Below are 18,657 nucleotides of genomic sequence, written 5' to 3' on the forward strand. Positions count from 1 at the left end.
ACCAGTTCACACTACCGCCGCTTCCTTTTCGATCTCAGCCTTGTCGACCGCGGCGTTGACCGAAGCCTTGCCCGGCATCCAGCGGGCCACCACAAGAGTGCCGATGAGGGCGACGAGAGCCGAGCCGAGGGCCGCCCAGTGAACGCCCGTGACGAACGCGGCGTTCGCGGCGTCGAGCAGCTTCGCGCCCTGCGGGCCCAGGTTCTCCGCGACACCGGCCGCGCCGGAGATGGACTCGGTGACGACGTGGCGGAGCTGCTCCGGCAGGGCCGTGACCTTGTCTTCCATGTCGCTGCGGTAGCTCGCGGACAGGACCGCGCCCAGGATGGCGATGCCCAGCGTGCCGCCGACCTGCCGGACGACGTTGCTCATCGAGGAGCCCACGCCGGCCTTCTCACGCGGCAGCGCGTTCATGATGGCCGTGGTCGCCGGGGGCATGATGTTGGCCATCGCGGCACCCTGGATGAAGCCGAGGGCCAGCAGGACCCAGATCGGGGTGTCCACCTGCACGAAGGAGTAGCACGCCAGGGCCAGCGTGATGACGAGCATGGCCACCGTGCCGACGGCGCGGGCGCCGTACTTCTGCACCATGCGCGCGCTCTGCGGCGCGAAGATCAGCTGAGCGGCCGCGAACGGCAGCACGAGCGCCCCCGACTGCAGCGGCGAGTAGTTCCGGACGATCTGCCAGTAGAAGGCCAGGAAGAACATCACGCCCATGGCCGCGAAGAACACGAGGCCGACGGTGGCGATGGCGGTGGAGAAGCCGGCGTTGCGGAAGTTACGCACGTCGAAGGCGGGGTGGTCGATCCGGCTCTCGTACCAGACGAACGCGGCGAGGATCGCGATGCCCAGCAGCGACGGCAGGATGACCGAGACGTCGGCGACGGTGCCGAGGTCGCTGATCCGGACGATGCCGTAGACGAGGGCGATCAGGCCGATGATGGACAGCAGCACACCGATCGGGTCGAGACCGGTCTTGTTCGGGTCCTTGGAGTCGGGCACGATCCCGGCGATCAGCGCGAGACCGATGATCACGATGGGCACGTTGACCAGGAAGACCGAGCCCCACCAGAAGTGCTCAAGCAGCAGGCCCCCCGTGATCGGGCCGATCGCCACGGCGATGCCGACGCCGCCGGCCCAGATGCCGATCGCCTTGCCCCGCTCGTGGATCGGGAAGACGTTCGAGATGATCGCCAGCGTGGCCGGCATGATCGCGGCCCCGCCGAGGCCCATCAGGGCCCTCGCCGCGATGAGCTGCATCGGGTCCTGCGCGTACGCGCTGGCCAGGGAGGCCAGGCCGAACAGGACCATGCCCGCCATGAGCATCCGCTTACGCCCGTAGCGGTCGCCCAGCACGCCGAAGGTGAACAGCAGGCCGGCGAACACCAGCGTGTAGGAGTTCATCGCCCATTCGAGCTCGCTCTGGGTCGCGCCCAGCCCGTGGACGGGATCGGCGATCGTCTTGATCGCCACGTTGAGGATGGTGTTGTCGAGGACGACGGCCAGCAGGCTGAACACCATCACGCCGAGGACCTGCCACCGGCGTGGGTGCCCTGTATGAGCTTCTGCCGAAGCTTCCACTGATTCCCCCATGATTTCGATACGACCGAGTTTCGCAACGCAAGCGTAGCGCTGGTCATTCCGATACGCAACGGGACCGTTTCATAATCCGGATCGGTGCCGCCATATCCGCTGGTCAGTTGGGTTCAAGGTGCTCGGCCGAGGCGCCGACCCTCGTGTCGCGCGTCCCCGGCAGCCGCGCCATCCGGCGCACCCGGAGGCGCGATGGCGTCTCTCACGGCCCCGCCGAGCAGGCGTACGCCACCCGGAGCGGACCGCCCGCAGCCACCCGGAGCAGGCGGCGGACGCCTTCGCCGGCCGCCCCGAGGGACGACCGCGCCCCCTTTACATCAACGCGAGGGCCGGTTCTATTCCCACTCCGGGGCGTATTTCAATCCCCCGATCCGGCACGGTCCACACGCCGGCGAGAGGGCGCCCGATCCTGCTCCGGCGCCGGGGCACGCATCACGCCCGCTCCCCCGCCGGAGCACACACCACGCCTACCCCGCGCGCGGGAGTAGCCACCGCTCCTACTCGCGCGCGGCGGTGGGCAGGGGCGTCGCGGCGTCCGGCCCCGGCACTGCACCAGGACCGCTCACACGCTCCGGCCCCGTCGCGATGTCCGCCCCGGCCGCCACGCCGAGACCGTTCGCGTGATCCGGCCCGGCCGCGTCACGCGATCCGGCCGGGACGAGGACGGCGACCGGGGCGTCGCGCCTGACCAGGGTGGTGAGCAGGGCCAGCGCGACACCGACCGCTCCGGACACGGCGAAGGCCCAGACCGGGCCATGGGCGTCCAGGAGCCCGCCCGCGAGGGGCCCGGCCAGGGCTCCTCCTATCGTCAGCGAGGTGCCGTGCAGGCCCATCGCCTCACCCCGCGCCGCCGCCGGGACGCGCCGGTTGACGGCGTCCACGGTGGACGACAGCGCCGGGGCGCACAGCAGCCCGGCCGGTGCCAGTGCCAGGCACAGCCAGCCCCAGCCCCCGCCGACCAGGCCCACGGGCACGGTCAGCAGCGCCAGGCCGCCCGCGAGCAGCCCGGGCGACAGCCCCCGGGAGAGCCCGCCGTACACGAACCCGCCGACGAGCGAGTACGCGCACCACAGCGCGAGCACCAGCCCGGTCCAGGCGGTCGCGCCGTCCGCCTTGAGCATCGCCACCACGCTCAGCTCGGTGGTGGTGAGCACGAAGGTGAGCCCGGAAACCAGGCAGAGCAGGGCGAGCAGGCCGGGACGCAGCCACTGCCGCCGGGGGACGTGGACCTCCTGCCCCGCCACCTCCTCCGCCGACCGCGTGGGCGGGTTGAGCAGATACAGCGCCACTCCCGAGCCCACCAGCCCGGCGGCCACGCCGTACATCGTCGCGGCGCTGCCGAACGCCGTCACGCTCGCGACGGCGAGGGCGGGCCCGACCATGAACGACAGCTCCACGCCCATCGAGTCGAGGGCGAAGCCGGTCTGGTGGTTCTCCTTCGGCACCATCGCGGCCACGCACTGCCGGATGGTCCCGAACACCGGCTGGCTGAACAGCCCGCCGATCAGCGCCCCCGGCAGCAGCACGGCGTACGGCATGGACGGCGCGACGCACCACAGGCACAGTTGCACGAGGGTCGTCACGACCATGACCGGCCGCAGCCCGCGCCGGTCGACGAACCGGCCGACGAGCGGCGAGCCGACAGCGGCGCCCGCCATGGAGGCGGTGCCGACCAGGCCCGCCTGGAAGAACCCGAGCTTCTGGTCGTTCACCACATGCAGGGTCAGCGTCATGCCGGTGCCGGTGAGGGGAATTCGCGCGATCATGCCGACCAGCAGCAACGCCCGCACACCCGGCAGGGCGAGCACCTGCCTGTAACGATCAAAAGCCATCGTGGTTCCTTACCTCCGCATGGCATTGTGCCGGGTGGCTCGGACATTTCTGCCGCCGGGTCGCCTCTTTCGTCCCTTTAGTCCCACTCGTCGGCGCCCGGATTACGGCGCCCGTATGGGGGTGTTCCAGCCCATGGCGGCATGCAATGATCTGACTGTCCGGGGACGCCACAGGGGCGCCACGAGGCCTGGAGGTAGCCATGTCCTCTGTTTCCGTTGTGTCCAAGCCCGCCCTCTACGGCGGGGCCGCAGGGCGCAGAGTCACCGTCCGCGACATCGCGGCGGCCAAGGAACGCCACGAGAAGTGGCCGATGGTGACCGCGTACGACGCCATGACCGCGCGAGTGTTCGACGAGGCGGGCATCCCGGTGATGCTCGTGGGCGACTCGGCCGCCATGGTCGTCTACGGCTACGACTCGACCCTGCCCGTCACGGTCGACGACCTCATCCCGCTCGCCGCCGCGGTCGTACGCGGCTCGTCGCGGGCGATGGTCGTGGCCGACCTGCCGTTCGGCTCCTACCAGGCCTCACCCCAGCAGGCCCTGGAGACCGCGGCCCGCTTCATCAAGGAGGCCGGCGCGCACGCCGTCAAGCTTGAGGGCGGCCACCGGGTCCTCCCTCAGGTGGAGATGCTCGTGTCGGCCGGAATCCCGGTCATGGCCCACATCGGCCTGACCCCCCAGTCGGTCAACGCCTTCGGCGGCTACCGGGTGCAGGGCCGCGGGCAGGCGGGTGACGAGATCATGGCCGACGCCAAGGCGCTGGAGCACGCGGGCGCCTTCGCCGTCGTGCTGGAATGCGTCCCCGCCGACCTCGCCCAGCGGGTCACCACGTCGCTGAGCATCCCCACGGTCGGCATCGGGGCCGGGCCCGACACCGACGCGCAGGTCCTCGTCTGGCAGGACCTCATGGGGCTCACCCCGCAACCCGCGAAGTTCGTGAAGAAGTACTTCGACCTGGCCGGAGAGATGGACCGGGCGATCCGCGCGTACGCCGACGAGGTCGTCTCCGGCGCCTTCCCCCGGCCCGAGCACACCTACCGCTGACACCACGAAGGGCGGCCGCGCACGCCGCGGCCGCCCTTCCCGTGAAACCCCTCAGATCGCGTCGAGCGCCTGGGCGAAGTCGGCCCACAGGTCTTCGGCGTGCTCGATGCCCACGGCCACCCGGACCGTCCCCTCGCCGATGCCCGCCGCGGCCAGGCCCTCGGCGCTCACCGTACGGTGCGACGTCGTGGCCGGGTGGAGGATCAGGGTCTCCACGCCGCCGAGCGAGGGCGCGAGCAGTGCGAGCCGCACGTTGCGCATGAACGCCTCTCCGGCGGCACGCCCTCCGGCGAGGTCGAAGGAGAACACGCCGCCGAAGTCCGGCAGAAGCTTGGTGGCGAGCTCGTGCGACGGGTGGGACGGCAGGCCCGGCCAGTGGACCGCGGCCACGGCCGGGTGCTCGGCGAGCCGCGTCGCGAGCACGCGGGCGTTGGCGCAGTGGCGCTCCATCCGCAGCGGCAGCGTCTGCATCCCCCGCAGGGTCAGCCACGCGGCGAACGGGTCGGTCGTCGCGCCGAGCTCCACCGCGTACGACCACACCCGGCGATACACGTCCTCGGAGGCGAACACGGCGATCCCGCCGACGACGTCGGTGTGCCCGGACAGATACTTGGTCACGGAGTGCACGACGATGTCCGCGCCGTGCTCGATGGGGCGGCACAGGACCGGCGACGCGAAGGTGTTGTCGACCACGGTGAGGATCCCGGCCTCGCGCGCCGCCGCGCACATCCCCGGCAGGTCGGCCACCTGCGTCATCGGGTTGGCGATGGTCTCCAGATACAGCAGCTTCGTCGTGGGCCGCACGGCGGCGCGTACGGCCTCGGGGTCGTCCTCCGGCACGCGGGTGACCTCGACGCCGAAGCGCTCCGCGAGGTCGGCGAGCGTCTGGGCGGTGGCGCCGTACAGCGCCGACTGGGCGATCACGTGGTCGCCCGACTTCAGCAGGCCGAGCAGCACGGCGTTGATCGCCCCCATGCCCGAGCCGGTGGCCACGGCGGCCACGCCGCCCTCAAGGCCGGCGACCGCCTCCTCCAGCGCCCGCACGGTGGGGTTGGAGAGCCGGCCGTAGACGTACGCCCCGTCGGGCCGCCCCATGCCGTCGGCGAAGACGGCCGGGTCGTCGAAGACGAATCCCGAGGTCTGGTAGATCGGCATGGAGATCGGCGTGCTGGCCTCCGGCGTGGGCCGGGGCAGATGGACGACGCGCGTTTCCGGATGCAAGGAGCTCATGGCGTCCACAATTACCTAGAAAGGCCGTTCTTGTCAGGTTAGACACCCGACGACCGGTTACGCGGCGAGCGGAGAAGGCGTCCGCCGCGGTCGCCCATGGCGAGGATGAGGGAATGGACGTCGGCTTCCTCCTCGTGCACAGCCCCTCCGTCGGCCCCTCGACCTGGACCCCCGTCGCCGAGACCCTGCGGGCGCGCGGGCACACCGCCGTGGTGCCGCGGCTGACCGGCGTGACGGCCGGTCCGCCGCCCTACTGGCCGCGGGTGGTGAGCGAGGTGACGGCGAGCACGCCACGCGGGCCGCTCGCCGTCGTGGCGCACAGCAACGCCGGGCTGTGCCACCGCCACGTGACACGCTTCTCCCCGTCCACGGCCGGCCGGCCGTCGATCAATCGAAGCGCGGATGGCTACACGTCGGTGACCCGGATTCCGGCGTGGGCCTTGTAACGGCGGTTGATCGAGATCAGGTTCGCGGTGAACGCCTCGACCTGGTGGGCGTTGCGCAGCCGGCCCGCGTAGATCCCGCGCGCGCCGGGGATGCGGCCGGCGAGCGCGCGTACGACGTCGGTGGCCTCGCGGTCGTCGCCGAGCACGAGCACGTCGAGGTCGATCTCGGCCACCGCGGGGTCGAGCAGCAGCACCGCCGACACGTGATGGAAGGCCGCGACCACCCGGCTGCCGGTCAGCACCGCCGCCGCCTGCTGGGCCGCGCTGCCCTCCTCCACCGGCAGCGCGTACGCCCCCTGCTTGTCGAAGCCGAGCGGGTTGACGCAGTCCACGACGATCTTCCCGGCGAGCGGTTCGCGCAGGGACTCCAGCAGCGCCTTGTGCCCTTCCCAGGGCACCGCGACGATCACGACGTCCGCCTCGGCCGCCACCTCGGCGTTCGCGGCACCGCGTACGCCGATCTCGCGGGCCGCCTCCTGCGCGCGCTCGGCGCTGCGCGAGCCGATCAACACGGTATGCCCGGCCAGCGAGAACCGGCGGGCCAGTCCCTTGCCCTGGTCGCCGGTGCCGCCCAGGATGCCGATGGTCAGCGCGGAGACGTCGGGCAGGTCTGCGGTGGTGTGCTCAACCATGAATCAGATCATGCCAGCAGGTCGTCGCGGCGTCCCCACCGGCTCTCGCGAGGGCGGTCTTCGAAGTACGGACCCGATTGGCGGGACTCACGCGTTCATGTCAGGCACCATAACGGTCATGGACGCCGCATCGGTGAACCTGCTGCGCGAGGTGCTCGCCTCCACCGGATGGCTCGAACGCACCCGGGAGCTCGGTCTGGCCCTGCGGGCCACCCGATCGCCCGGAGGGCTTCTCGTGGTCGGCACCCCCGAGGACGAGCCGTGGCACGTCACCGCCCACCTGTCCGACGAGGCCCGGCTGTCGGGGCTCGCACAGCTCTCCCCCACGCTGGTCCGCTGGGCGCCGCCACCCGGCGCGCCCGCCCATCTGCGGGTCGGGATGGAGCGGCTGCGGAGCGCCGGCCGGGGCGAGACGCTGTTCGTGGTCGCCGAGCAGCGGGCGCCCGTGCCCCTGCTCGAACGCGTGGACGACGCCCGCCGCACCGGCGCCACGATCCTCGCCATCGACGGCGGCGACCCCGAGCTGGAGTCCCTGGCCCACGACTCAATCGCCATACCGGCCGAGGGGGCCGTCCTGAGCTTCGACGCGGCGCAGCACCTGGTGAGCAGCGCGGCCGGGGAGGTGCGGCGGCCCGGCCTGCGGGAGCGTCTCGCCCGCCTGGCCGAACGGATCACCGGCCCCCACGTGAGCGACTGAGGCGTCCGGCGACCGGCCGGCCCGCGACAGGCCAGGACGCAGGCGGTGCGGTCAGGACGCGGGCGAGCCGAGCGGCGCGGCGGGCGGCAAATCACGAAGCGAGCGGCGGCTCAGGCCGTGGGCGGCAGGTCAGGACACGGGCGAGCCGAGCGGGGCGGCGGGCGGGCGTCGGTCAGGACGCGGGCGACGAGTCGATCGGGGCGCGGCTGAGCTCGCGCACGCGCCGGTCCACCGCGTCGGCCACCTCACGCAGCACCTCGATCACCACGGCCTGCATGGCGTCGGGCTCCCCCGACGTCGTACGGCTCACCCTGGTCAGCGCCTCGATCCTGCGGGTGCCCACGCCGCGGATGCCGGTGACCACCACCTCGCCCGGCGGCACGTCGAGCAGCGCCAGCGACGGCACGATCGCCACCCCGTGCCCCGCCGACACCAGCCCGAGCACGGGCGGGAACTCCGCGATCAGGTGCACGCGGCGCGGGACGAACCCGTGGAGCTGGGCGAGCCGTTCGAGCGCCTGCCCGCACGCCTGGTCGGGCACTCCCGCCACCCACGGCAGGTCCACCAGGTCGGCGACGGTGGCCGGCACCTCGTCCCACGACGGCGGGGCGACGATGCGGTATTCGTCGTCATAGAGGCGGTGCCGCGACATCGACGGCAGCGACGCGGCCGGCTGGCTCATGTCCCGTTCGGTCACGACCAGGTCCACGCCGCCGAGGCGCAGCTCCTGCACCGCGCCCGGCCCGAACAGCTCCTTGATCACCGGTGTGATCCGCGGGTGCCGTACGGCCAGCTCGCGCAGCGCGGGGACGAGCAGATGCCGGATCACGGTGGGGAACGCCGCGATGGTGACCGGCCCGGACAGCCGCTCGGCGAAGCGGTTGAGCTCGTGCCTCGCCTCGGCGAGCTGCTCCTCGATGCGCTCGGCGTACGCGGCGAGCACCCGCCCGGCGGGGGTCAGCGTGACCCTGCGCTGCGACCGGTCGAACAGCGCGAGGCCGACCTCCCGTTCGAGCTGGGCGAGCTGCTGGGAGACGGCCGAGGACGTGAGGTGCAGCGACTCAGCGGCCTTCATGACGCCGCCTCTGCGGGACACCTCGTGCAGGATCCGCAGCCGCCGCGGGTCGATTTCCATGCAGCAGATCTTATGTTCGGTTTAAGAATCCTTCACTTGCCCTACACTCTCCGCGGGCAGGATCATCGGGTCATGACCATGTGCGTGGATGGCGAACCGTCCTGATGTCCACCTTCATCACGATCATCGGCACCATGGGCGCCGTCGTCCTCCTGCTCGCGTACGCGCTGGTGTCGTCCGGCAGGATGTCCGCGGACGGGCTGCCCTACCAGCTGCTCAACTTCGGCGGGGCGGCCACCTTGATGATCAACAGCGCGTACTACTCGGCCTGGCCCTCGGCGGGCCTCAACCTGGTGTGGAGCGGCATCGGCGTCTGGACGCTCGGCCGGCTCGTCGCCCGCCGCGCGACGGCCCGGCGGCAGGCGGCCGAGGCCGCACCGGCGCCCGGACGGTGAAAGGGCGAACGAACAGGGCCCGGGTGAAGTATCGGAGGCAGGGCTCACGCAGACGTGCCGTGGCCTTGCCCATAACAGGTGCCGGAGGCCCGGCATGGGTGAAGGTGCCGGAGGCAGGGCTCACGCAGAGGCGCCGAAGCCTTACCCGACAGGTTCCTGAGGACCGGGCCCGGGCCCGTGTCAGGGGGTCAGTCGTCCCAGTCCTTGTCCTGCTCGGTCCAGCGCTTGTTGCGCTCGGCCGCCGTCTGAAGGGCGTTGGCGGCGGCGTCGCGGGAGTCATAGGGACCGAGCCGGTCCTTGTTCGGGCAGCCCCTCTCGGGCTCGACGCTCATGTGCTTCAGGCAGAACCACCATTGATCGCTCACGTCCTTAATCGTGCCCCCTTGACGCGCAACTAGACTTGGCCGCATGACCACGCTGCTCCGCCCCGGGCGAATCTCGCCCATTCGCAAGGTTCCCGCCCACATCCCCCGGCCCGAGTACGTGGGGAAGGCCGAGCCCAAGAAGGGCGGCAGCGACGTCCAGACCCCCGAGACCATCGAGAAGATGCGGATCGCGGGCCGGATCGCCGCGCAGGCGCTCGAAGAGGTCGGCAGGCACGTCGCCCCCGGCGTGACGACGGACGAGCTCGACCGCATCGGGCACGAGTTCCTCTGCGACCACGGCGCCTACCCCTCGACGCTCGGCTACCGCGGCTACCCCAAGTCGCTGTGCACCTCGATCAACGAGGTGATCTGCCACGGCATCCCGGACGACACCGTGCTGCGCGACGGCGACATCGTCAACGTGGACATCACCGCCTACATCGGCGGCGTGCACGGCGACACCGACGCCACCTTCCTCGTCGGCGAGGTCGACGAGGAGTCGCGCCTGCTGGTCGAGCGGACCCGCGAGGCGATGATGCGGGCGATCAAGGCCGTGGCGCCGGGCCGCCAGCTCAACATCGTCGGCCGGGTGATCGAGGCGTACGCCAAGCGCTTCGGCTACGGCGTCGTCCGCGACTTCACCGGGCACGGCATCTCGACCTCGTTCCACTCCGGGCTCATCGTCCCCCACTACGACGACCCCTCGCTGTCGGTGACCCTGGTGCCGGGGATGACGTTCACGATCGAGCCGATGCTCACGCTCGGCACGATCGACTACGAGATCTGGCCCGACAAGTGGACCGCGGTGACCAAGGACCGCAAGCGAACCGCGCAGTTCGAGCACACCCTCGTGGTGACCGAGTCGGGCTACGAGATCCTCACCCTCCCGTAAGGACGTCGGAGCGGTTTCGTGGCGCTTCGCCGGTGTTTCCGGCGAAGCGCCACGGCGTCTTCCCGAGGCGTCGCGCAGGCGCCTGAGGCATCCCCAGGTGCTCCCACCGGCTGCGCTCCTGTGCTCCGCGAGGTGCCGCGTGGGTGCTTGAGGTCGCGGGCCTCGGCGGGGACACAGGCCCACGGCGGGGACACAGGCCCACGGCGGGGACGCAGACCGACGGCACGGACCTCCGGCTGCCGGTGGCCTATTCGGCGACCGACCACCGGCGGCCCTACTCGGCGGCCCTGTCCTGCCTGTTCAGCTTCGCCAGGTAGTCGTTGTAGGCGTCCAGCTCCGCGTCCCCCGTGCCGCCGGACTTGGCGGCCGCGGCGTCGGCCCTGCGGTCGGCACGGCGCGCGACGCGCTCGTCGTCGCGCCACCACTGGAAGCCGAGCGCGAGCAGCACGATCAGCGTGGGGATCTCGCCGAAGGCCCAGGCGATGCCGCCGCCCATCTGCTGGTCGACCAGCGAGGAGGAGCCCCAGGTGCGCCCGAGCTGGTCGTAGTAACTGGATGCCAGCACCGACCCCATGCTCATCAGGGCGATCCCGAAGAACGCGTGGAACGGCATGGTCACCATGAGCAGCAGCAGCCGCCCATAGTAGGGCAGCTTGTACGGCGCCGGGTCGACACCGATGATCACCCAGAAGAACAGCGAGCCGCTCAGCAGGAAGTGCACGGTCATCGCGATGTGACCGAGGTGCTCCTCCATCGCCGCGGCGAACAGCGGGGTGAAGTACAGCACGAAGGTCGACGCCACGAAGATCGCGGTCGCGATGGCGGGGTGGCTGAAGAACTTCATGATCCTGCTGTGCAAGATCACCATGAGCCACTCGCGCGGGCCTCGATCGCCCCGGCGGACGGCGGGCTTGAGCGCGCGCAGCGCCAGCGTGACCGGCGCGCCGAGCACCAGGAAGATCGGGACCAGCATCGACAGGACCATGTGCTCGGTCATGTGCACGCTGAACAGCACGGGCGAATAGCGCGCCACGCCGCTCTGCGTGCTGAAAACGAGGATGACGACGCCGATGTACCAGCTGATCGTGCGGCCCATGGGCCACCGGTCGCCCCGGCGGGCCAGCCGTACGACGCCCGCGCCGTACAGGCCGGCCATGATGACCGCGAGCACGGCGAAGAACAGGTCGAACCACCAGAGCGTCAGCAGGTTCGCGACCGTCAGCGGCGGCGGGATCAGGTAGCCGAGCAGCTCGAAGGCCCGGTCGACCGGCGTGTCGACGGGCGGCGGGGCGGTCCGGGACAGCGCCACGGCCAGGCCGATCGTCGCTCCCATCAGCAGAACCTCGCCGAGGGCGAGGCGGAGGAAGGCGTGCGGCTCCCCCTCCGACACCTTCGGCAGCGTACGGCCGCGGTGGCGCCAGCCGAAGAACCCGAGCACGCAGAACGCGATGATTTTGGCCAGCAGGAGCAGGCCGTAGCTTGAGGTGAACAGCTCGCCGACCGAGGTGAGGCGCGAGGCGGCGGCGGCGAGCCCGGAGACGCCGACGCCGACGAAGCACCACAGCGCCATCCGGGAGAAACGCGCGGCGGCGACGTCCAGGAGGGGGCGCCCGCGTAGCGCGTGCAGGCAGACCACCCCGAGGCCACCCACCCACAGGGCCAGGAAGAGCAGGTGCATGGCCACCGAGGTCGTGGCGAGACCGTGGTTGGGCGAGGAGGAGGAGTGCCCGGTGAGCGCGGGCGGCAGCAGCGTCACGAGCGCGAAGACCAGCAGGCCCCCGGCGGCGCCCGCCGTGATCGCGCCCCGGGCGAACAGCGCGATGGCGACGGCGAACAGCACGACCAGGGTCAGCGCGATGCCCTGCGGCACCTGGCTCGCATAGCTGGTCAGCTCGTTGCCGGCGAGGATCTGGCCCACCGGCGCGCCGAGGGTCTCCGACAGGCTGAAGACCAGGGCCACCGCCGCGGCGACCGCCCAGGCCAGCGCGGACCACGACGCGCCCTTCACGTAACTCTGCGCCTGTTTGCCGAGCAGGCCCTTGTCGTTGGGCAGGAACGCCGCGGCAGCCGTCAGAAGGCCCACGGTCAGGACGCCGGAGACGTCCATCCCGAGCTTCGACAGCGGCAGCATCCAGCGCGTCAGGGTGCCCTCGTCGGGCAGGCCGGGGATGATGCGCGGGGTCGCGGCACCGCCGAGCACCATCGCGACGACGAGTGCGCCGACGGCCGCGCAGAGCGCCGCGGCGGTCAGTCGTACCGTCCGGTTCACGGCTTCTTCCGCAGGCTCAGGAACATCCCGATGCCGATGCCGGCGATCCCGAAGATCACCGCCCAGGTCCATCCGGGGATGCCCTGCTGCCCGCCGTCATCGGCCTGGGCCGCGGGTGCCGTCGCGGGCGCGGCGGCCGCCGGCGCGGACGACGACGCCGGGTCGTCGGGGGCGGCCGCCGAGGTCGCCGCCCCGACGGACTGGTCGCCGACCACGGTGAACGGGATCTCCCCCTCAAGGGGGTGCCCGTCGGGTGACACCACCCGCCAGGCGATCGTGTAGCGACCCGGGGGAACCGGCTCGGTCACCGCCTCGGTGACCTTGGGCCCGTCGACGACCGGCTCGCCTTTCTCGTAGCGTTTGCCGTCCTCGCCGCGGACGACCACGACCGGGAACTGAACGGAGTCCGCGAACTCGAGCGTGACCTTTTGCAAGGTCTTGACCTGCGCGTTCTTCTGCGGGTCGCTACTCTTGAGCGAGGTGTGCGCCTGAGCGGGCAGGGCCGGCGCGACACACAGCAGGAGAGCCGCCAGGAGCGCGGTGAAGGCGGCGAGGAAGGGTCTCTTCATGGCACTTCCCAGGCTACCGACCTGGGGGTCCGGTCCATACCTCGCACCGGAAGACTGGGGATGACCCGGAAAAGAGCCTGATCACGCCATCGTCGGCCTTGCATGCCTACCGGCTCCGCGATCCGGCGAGCGGGGCCGGCCGATCCGCTCGCGGGCCGCGTTCGTCCTTGTGATCCGCGCGTTCGCGAGCCCTTGTGGTCCACGCGCTCGTCACCCGAGACGCGAGCCGGGCCGGGGGCGAGCAGCCCCCGGCCCGGCAGAACCCGTCCTTGTGAGCCCGATACCCGCGTGCGCGGTCAGAGCTCGACGCAGGCGAGAGCGCGCTGGTAGGCGGCCACGCTCTGCTCGTCCTCGCCGATCCGCCGGCGCATCTCGGCGATCGTCATCCAGTCCTCGGCCGCCTTCCGCGTGGCCAGTGCGTTTTCCAGCCACTGGCTCACCGTGTCCAGCTCCGCGGCCGCCTCCTCATCCTGGTGGAGCATGAAACGTGCCTGGCTGAGGATCAGTGCGGCCCGTGTCTCAAGCCACCCCGAGGTGCCGCGCACCAAGTCGACGGCGGCCTGCGCATACTCGACGGCCCGCTGGGGGTGGTGGAGGGCGATTTCGGCCCATGCGAGGTCGAGAGCACCCTGCGCTCTGTCGAAGGCGCTGGTAGCGGCACCTTCCATGTCCCGCTGCGCCCTGAGCAGGAGGTCACGTGCCTTCTCCGACTCCTCGGGATGCAGCCGCAGCACCATGTTCGCATGCGTCTGCCGGAGGCGTGCCAGGTTGCGTGGCTCACCGGTCTCGGACTGGATCGCCAGCGCACGCTCGATCAAGGCGAGGGCCTCCTCCCCGCGTCCCGCCCGCTCGGCCACAAGAGCGGCGTTCCAGGACGACGCGACCGTGGCACGGGGGGTTCCCAGGGCTTCCGCCGCCGCGATCAGTTCGGCGGCGAAGTGCCCCGCCCGCAGCAGGTCGCCCCGCGCCAGGTAGACGCTCAGCAGTGTCGCGCCGAGCTCCACCAGAGCGTCGCTCCAACCGGATCGGGACAGGCTCTCCAGGGCACGCTCGCCCACCTGGACGGCGGCCGAGTAGTCGCCCCGCTCCCGATGGCACCGGCACAGCGCCAGGGCCACGGCGATCTTGCGGTCCTGCGTCATCGTCTCCGCCTCGGCCTCGCCGAGCTCCTGGAGAACGGAGATGGCCTCGGCAAGCTCACCACAAGCCTCCGAAGCCAGCGCGTAGCCGTAGCGTGCCTCCACCCGCAGCGAGGCGAGTCCCTGGAGGTTGCCGTCGGCGAGCAGCTCGGCATACCGGCGGCGGGCCTCGGCGACATCGCCGTTCTCCAGTGCCATGCGGGCGAAGCTGAGGCCGACTTCCAGGTCTTCCATCTGCTCGGCGGTGACGCCGTTGACGAGGTAGGTCAGCGAGCAGTCCAGCTTCTGCGCAAGCAGTTCGAGAACCGCAGGAGTGGGCGTGCGCTTACCACTTTCGATCAGTGATACATAACTGTCGGAGAGTTCGGGATGCGCCAACTGCGCTTGCGAGAGCCCGCGCTGACGACGAATCGCCTTGATGCGCTGTCCGACCAGATCTTGCGCCGCCATTGGCAACTCCTGCAATATTGTAGGCCCGGCAGTCTGAGCTGATGGGAGATCCACCGTGCGCCGCCTTGCCCTACCCGTTCTTACCGTCATCATTTCTGCCATACTGGCCGTTGGTGGCGATGTTACGCCAGCGAGCGCTTCCCCGTCTCCTACGGAGGCGAAAAATCTGCTTCTTCGGCTGGAGTGCTGCTGATCGAAGCCGCCTGGTAGCCGCGCCGGGGCGCCACAGAGGAACACCAGGAAGCACTCCGCAACATCCATGCGCCCCCTCTGGCTCCCCGGCCGACAGTGGCGCCCTCACCCAATATTAATCAAAATTTCTGAAGCCGCTTCGATTCAGGCATCACTATTTTATCTTGCATTCGAATCGGCCGCCCCCGACACACCCTCAATGTTCGCCAAACGAAAAGCCTCCATTCCGGCGAGCCGGATTCATTTCCGGATACAATTTCCACAGACTCGGAATATGACGCTCGACCAATGGATCCGGAATTGCGAGTCGGCCGGTTCGAGCCCAACATTCTGATTGATCGACATGGCGACAGACGCCGGACCGCGCCTCGGGCCGCCCCCCAGTCCACCGCCCTCCCCAGGCCCGCCCGTGGCGGGCTCGGCGCGATGCCCGCCCGGCTCTACCCCGAGTTCGCAGGGCGCAGATCCCCTCTGTTTCATAGGTCCATCAGACTCGGACAGGACGGAACGCCATGCCGTCCATGCCCGGGCGGCGCGGCCGTCGCCGGGGGCTTCCCTCCCCAAGTCAGCCCGTGACAAGCGTGAGCTCGGGCCCTACACATATCTAGACAAAATCTAGATACATGATGGCATATTGAAGCTTCTGCCGATTCAGGCCCAACGATGTGCCCGTAGCCGGCGTCACGGGGATGACTTCTTATTGCAGTAGCTGTACAAGAACGTCGAGGGACGCACCGATGGCCTGGTCACCAGGCTACGCGCACCGGCCTCCCAAAAGGGCTGGGCGATGCACTCAACGCGTCGGCGCCGTCACCGCATGGAGTCCAAAAACGTATGGATAATGCGAATGAGTGTGGAACTTCTCAGGACTTACCGTCCCGTCTGCGGTTACTGGGCCCGCTTGCAGGCTGGTGCGGCGGACATCCCATCGAGCTGGGACCGCCGCTGCAGCGGGCGGCCCTGTGCGTGCTCGTCGGGCATGAAGGACGCGTGGTCCCGAAGGACGTGCTGATCAGCGGCCTTTGGGGGGATGGCCCCCCGAACACGGCCGAGCAGAGCCTCTACACCTACATCGCCGGCCTCCGGCGGGTGCTGGAGCCCCACCCTGGCAGGCGTGGTCCATACATCATCCTGGCGAACCGGTCGCGGGGCTACGCGTTGGAACGCGGCAAGGTGCGGGTGGACGTGGAGGACTTCGAACGCCACCTGGCCGAGGCACGCCGGCTGCGCGGTGCGAGCGACCTGCGAGGCGGCCTGCGCGCGCTGGACGCCGCCCTGGCGTGCTGGTCGGGACCCGCCCTGTGCGGCGTGCCGGGTCCCTTCGCGGCGGCGGAACGGGCTCGTCTCGAGGAGTTGCGCCTGTCCGCGCGGGAGGACCACGCCGACATGCTGCTCGGCCTGGGGCTGCACCAGGAGGCCGCGAGAACGCTGACCGAGCTGGCCGCGGAGGCACCGCTACGAGAGCGCACCCGCGAGTTGCTCATGCTCGCGCTGTATCGCTGCGGCAGGCAGGCCGACGCTCTCCAGACGTACTTGGACGTCAAACGGCTGCTCGCGGAGCGGCTCGGCGTGGATCCCGGCGCGACCCTGCGCGAGCGGTACGAACTGATCCTGCGGGCCGATCCGTCGCTCGCGCGGGTGCAGGACCGCGCGAGCGGTGCCGAGGTCCCGGCGAGGCCTCCCCGCCAGTTGCCGCGGGCGGCGAGCGTCCTGGTGGGGCGGGCCGAGGAACTGGTCCGTCTACGGTCTCTGCTCTCCCCCTGGGACGGCGGACCGCCGCAGGCGGTGATCGCGATCACCGGAGTCCCCGGGGCGGGCAAGTCCGCGCTGGCCGTACAGGCCGCCCACGCCTCCTCGCACGCGTTCCCGGACGGACAGCTGTACGTCAATCTCCAGGGCGCGACGCCGGGGGTCGAGCGCCTGAAGCCGATCGACGTGCTCGGCAGGCTCCTGCGCGCCCTGGGTGTGCCGGGCGAGGCCCTGCCGTCCGATGAGGACGAGGCCGCCGCGGTGCTGCGCGACCGGCTGGAGGGACGCAGGACCCTCATCCTGCTCGACGACGCGGCCGGGCCCGAGCAGGTGCGCGCCCTGCTGGGGCTGCCGTCCGGCAACACCGTGCTGATCACGAGCCGCGAGTCGCACGCGGCGACCGACGACTGCGTCCAGCTCGTGCTCGGGAGGCTGCTGCGGTCGGAGGCGGTCACCATGCTGGCGAAGCTCGTCGGAGCGGAACGGATCGCGGCGGACCCGGCCGCCGCCGACCGCCTGGCGCACCTGTGCGACCTGCTGCCGCTGGCTCTGCGCCTGGCCGCCGCCCGGCTCGCCGAACGCCCCGACTGGACGGTGCGGGATCTGGGGACGAGGCTGGAGGATCGGCGGCGTACGCTGCATGAGCTGGAGTCGGGCCGAAGCGCCGTCCGCTCCAGTCTGGAGCTGAGCTATGAGAGTCTGGCCAACGGCAACGGACTCGATCGGCTGGCCGCACGGACGATGTGCCACCTCGGGGTCCTGCACGTGGCGAGTCTGACCGCCGAGCTGGTGTCCGCTCTCCTCGGGGAACCGGTCGACGCCGCCGAGCGCGCCCTCGACCGCCTCGCACGTGCGCACCTCGTGGAGATCTCGGAACCGGGCCGCTATCGCCTCCACGACCTCGTACGGCTGTTCACGATCGAGCTCGCGGATGCGCGCCTCACGCCGGAGACGCGCAAAGACGCGCTCTTGCGCACGCTCGGCTTCTACGGGGCGACCGCGCGCCATGCCAGCACAGTGCTCGATCCACACCGTGTGCAGCTTCCCTGGCCCGCCGTGCCACAGCGCCCGCTCGCGTTCGAGACTGTCGACGAGGCCAGGAACTGGCTGGCGGAGGAGCTGCCGGACGTGGTCGCCGCCGCCACCCAGGCGATGCACAGCGAGGACGACGACGTCGCACGGCTCGGAGCCTACGTCGGGTTCGCCCTCACCTGGCAGCTCGCCATGGGCGCGCACCACCGCGAGCAGCGTGACCTCAACAGGCAGGCACTGGGTGTAGGCGAGCGGACCGATGACCAGGAGATCCTGTCCCTGGCCCACGGCCAGTTGGCACACGCACTGCTGAACCTCGGCAAGGAAACCGAGGCCCTGCCGCACCAGCAGGCCGAGCTCGAGCTGAGACGCGCGCTGCGCGACCGGTTCGGCGAGATGCGCGCCCTGGGCAACCTGGGCGTAGTCCTTCTCAAGCTCGAACGGTACGCGGAGGCGCGTGAGCGGACGAAGGCCCAGCGGGCGATCGCCAGGGAGATCGGCTCTGATGTCGGCGAGCGTCATTCGCTGGTGACCGAGGCGACCGCCTGCCTGAGAATGGGCGATCTGACGGCGGCCATGAGCCTGATCCATGAGCAACTCGCACTCGCGCAGGCCGCGGGAGACCGTTACCACGAGGCGTGCGGCCTCACGTTGGTCTCCGAGCTGCACCTGAAGCGCGGCGATCCGCAGACGGCGAAGTCCTACCTCGAGCGCGGCCTGCGTGTGGCCCGGGAGATCGGCTACCGGATCAGCGAGTGCGAGTCGCTCGTCATGCTCGCCAGAGTTCATCGTCTCCTGAACGAGCCGGCACAGGCCCTGGCCTACGCCCGGGAGGCGCTGGCGGCGCGGCAGCGGTCCGGGTACAAGAACCTATCCCCGTTGGTGGAAGACGAACTGAGCGCCATCGAAACCGCCTTCCCCGAGCTGAGAGCGGCCAGAGAGGCATCGCCCCGCGTGGCGCTCGCCGGCTGATCCTCGCGCGAGGGAGGGACAG

At 70.6% G+C, this 18,657-nt stretch carries 15 protein-coding genes; 6 read left to right on the top strand and 9 right to left on the bottom strand.

What is annotated here, in order from left to right; translation table 11 throughout:
• Positions 1-6: 6 nt before the first annotated feature.
• Together FLV34_RS02625 and FLV34_RS02630 are read right to left on the bottom strand one after the other, a co-directional pair.
• Complete coding sequence (locus FLV34_RS02625) at positions 7-1,521, bottom strand: MFS transporter (protein ID WP_142645201.1); 1,515 nt, start codon at positions 1,519-1,521, stop codon at positions 7-9.
• Positions 1,522-2,090: 569 nt separating this feature from the next.
• Complete coding sequence (locus FLV34_RS02630) at positions 2,091-3,425, bottom strand: MFS transporter (protein ID WP_147942255.1); 1,335 nt, start codon at positions 3,423-3,425, stop codon at positions 2,091-2,093.
• A gap of 200 nt (positions 3,426-3,625) precedes the next feature.
• Between FLV34_RS02630 and panB the strand changes: the two genes are divergently transcribed.
• Positions 3,626-4,471: a 3-methyl-2-oxobutanoate hydroxymethyltransferase gene (panB, locus tag FLV34_RS02635; protein WP_142644838.1), complete on the top strand. Its 846-nt coding sequence runs from the start codon at positions 3,626-3,628 to the stop codon at positions 4,469-4,471.
• Between the two features lie 51 nt (positions 4,472-4,522).
• On the opposite strand, the gene FLV34_RS02640 is transcribed toward panB, so the two are convergent.
• Positions 4,523-5,701 (bottom strand): PLP-dependent aspartate aminotransferase family protein, encoded by a 1,179-nt coding sequence (locus FLV34_RS02640; RefSeq protein ID WP_142644837.1) that lies wholly within the window; start codon positions 5,699-5,701, stop codon positions 4,523-4,525.
• A gap of 113 nt (positions 5,702-5,814) precedes the next feature.
• On the opposite strand from FLV34_RS02640, the gene FLV34_RS02645 reads away from it, so the two are divergent.
• On the top strand, positions 5,815-6,147 hold the full coding sequence (locus tag FLV34_RS02645; RefSeq protein ID WP_142644836.1) for a hypothetical protein: 333 nt from the start codon (positions 5,815-5,817) through the stop codon (positions 6,145-6,147).
• Here the strand turns inward: FLV34_RS02645 and npdG are convergent.
• The gene (gene npdG, locus FLV34_RS02650) at positions 6,108-6,779 is read right to left on the bottom strand and encodes an NADPH-dependent F420 reductase (RefSeq protein WP_142644835.1); all 672 of its coding nucleotides are present in this window, start codon (positions 6,777-6,779) and stop codon (positions 6,108-6,110) included. The genes FLV34_RS02645 and npdG overlap by 40 nt on opposite strands.
• Positions 6,780-6,897: 118 nt before the next feature.
• Here npdG and FLV34_RS02655 point away from each other — a divergent pair, with 118 nt between their 5' ends.
• Complete coding sequence (locus FLV34_RS02655) at positions 6,898-7,476, top strand: hypothetical protein (RefSeq protein WP_185948898.1); 579 nt, start codon at positions 6,898-6,900, stop codon at positions 7,474-7,476.
• Between the two features lie 172 nt (positions 7,477-7,648).
• On the opposite strand, the gene FLV34_RS02660 is transcribed toward FLV34_RS02655, so the two are convergent.
• Positions 7,649-8,611, bottom strand: coding sequence for a LysR family transcriptional regulator (locus FLV34_RS02660; protein WP_147942256.1), 963 nt, complete (start codon positions 8,609-8,611; stop codon positions 7,649-7,651).
• A gap of 104 nt (positions 8,612-8,715) precedes the next feature.
• Here FLV34_RS02660 and FLV34_RS02665 point away from each other — a divergent pair, with 104 nt between their 5' ends.
• A complete protein-coding gene (locus FLV34_RS02665) occupies positions 8,716-9,006 on the top strand; it encodes a hypothetical protein (protein WP_142644833.1) in 291 nt (96 codons plus the stop codon).
• Between the two features lie 188 nt (positions 9,007-9,194).
• Here the strand turns inward: FLV34_RS02665 and FLV34_RS02670 are convergent, their stop codons facing one another.
• Positions 9,195-9,371, bottom strand: a complete 177-nt coding sequence (locus FLV34_RS02670) for a hypothetical protein (RefSeq protein WP_185948897.1) — start codon at positions 9,369-9,371, stop codon at positions 9,195-9,197.
• A 43-nt stretch (positions 9,372-9,414) separates the two neighbouring features.
• Between FLV34_RS02670 and map the strand changes: the two genes are divergently transcribed.
• The gene (map, locus tag FLV34_RS02675) at positions 9,415-10,263 is read left to right on the top strand and encodes a type I methionyl aminopeptidase (RefSeq protein WP_142644832.1); all 849 of its coding nucleotides are present in this window, start codon (positions 9,415-9,417) and stop codon (positions 10,261-10,263) included.
• Positions 10,264-10,537: 274 nt separating this feature from the next.
• Here the strand turns inward: map and FLV34_RS02680 are convergent, their stop codons facing one another.
• The 3 genes from FLV34_RS02680 to FLV34_RS02690 form a co-directional block, all read right to left on the bottom strand.
• Positions 10,538-12,532: a bifunctional copper resistance protein CopD/cytochrome c oxidase assembly protein gene (locus FLV34_RS02680; RefSeq protein WP_261985622.1), complete on the bottom strand. Its 1,995-nt coding sequence runs from the start codon at positions 12,530-12,532 to the stop codon at positions 10,538-10,540.
• Positions 12,529-13,101: a copper resistance CopC family protein gene (locus FLV34_RS02685; RefSeq protein ID WP_142644830.1), complete on the bottom strand. Its 573-nt coding sequence runs from the start codon at positions 13,099-13,101 to the stop codon at positions 12,529-12,531. The genes FLV34_RS02680 and FLV34_RS02685 overlap by 4 nt, the downstream gene beginning before the upstream one ends.
• Positions 13,102-13,397: 296 nt before the next feature.
• A complete protein-coding gene (locus FLV34_RS02690; RefSeq protein ID WP_142644829.1) occupies positions 13,398-14,690 on the bottom strand; it encodes a helix-turn-helix transcriptional regulator in 1,293 nt (430 codons plus the stop codon).
• Between the two features lie 1,026 nt (positions 14,691-15,716).
• Between FLV34_RS02690 and FLV34_RS02695 the strand changes: the two genes are divergently transcribed.
• Positions 15,717-18,635 carry a BTAD domain-containing putative transcriptional regulator gene (locus tag FLV34_RS02695; protein ID WP_147942258.1) on the top strand — a complete coding sequence of 973 codons (2,919 nt, stop codon included), beginning with the start codon at positions 15,717-15,719 and terminating at the stop codon, positions 18,633-18,635.
• Positions 18,636-18,657: the final 22 nt, after the last annotated feature.

It is taken from the genome of Microbispora sp. CSR-4, from assembly GCF_008033685.1.
Classification (GTDB): Bacteria; Actinomycetota; Actinomycetes; order Streptosporangiales; family Streptosporangiaceae; genus Microbispora.

Coding starts and splice junctions, on each gene's coding strand:
- FLV34_RS02625 (WP_142645201.1), bottom strand. CDS start 1,521: ATGGTGTTCAGCCTGCTGGCCGTCGTCCTCGACAACACCATCCTCAAC.
- FLV34_RS02630 (WP_147942255.1), bottom strand. CDS start 3,425: ATGGCTTTTGATCGTTACAGGCAGGTGCTCGCCCTGCCGGGTGTGCGG.
- panB (WP_142644838.1), top strand. CDS start 3,626: ATGTCCTCTGTTTCCGTTGTGTCCAAGCCCGCCCTCTACGGCGGGGCC.
- FLV34_RS02640 (WP_142644837.1), bottom strand. CDS start 5,701: ATGAGCTCCTTGCATCCGGAAACGCGCGTCGTCCATCTGCCCCGGCCC.
- FLV34_RS02645 (WP_142644836.1), top strand. CDS start 5,815: ATGGACGTCGGCTTCCTCCTCGTGCACAGCCCCTCCGTCGGCCCCTCG.
- npdG (WP_142644835.1), bottom strand. CDS start 6,779: ATGGTTGAGCACACCACCGCAGACCTGCCCGACGTCTCCGCGCTGACC.
- FLV34_RS02655 (WP_185948898.1), top strand. CDS start 6,898: ATGGACGCCGCATCGGTGAACCTGCTGCGCGAGGTGCTCGCCTCCACC.
- FLV34_RS02660 (WP_147942256.1), bottom strand. CDS start 8,611: ATGGAAATCGACCCGCGGCGGCTGCGGATCCTGCACGAGGTGTCCCGC.
- FLV34_RS02665 (WP_142644833.1), top strand. CDS start 8,716: ATGTCCACCTTCATCACGATCATCGGCACCATGGGCGCCGTCGTCCTC.
- map (WP_142644832.1), top strand. CDS start 9,415: ATGACCACGCTGCTCCGCCCCGGGCGAATCTCGCCCATTCGCAAGGTT.
- FLV34_RS02685 (WP_142644830.1), bottom strand. CDS start 13,101: ATGAAGAGACCCTTCCTCGCCGCCTTCACCGCGCTCCTGGCGGCTCTC.
- FLV34_RS02690 (WP_142644829.1), bottom strand. CDS start 14,690: ATGGCGGCGCAAGATCTGGTCGGACAGCGCATCAAGGCGATTCGTCGT.
- FLV34_RS02695 (WP_147942258.1), top strand. CDS start 15,717: ATGGATAATGCGAATGAGTGTGGAACTTCTCAGGACTTACCGTCCCGT.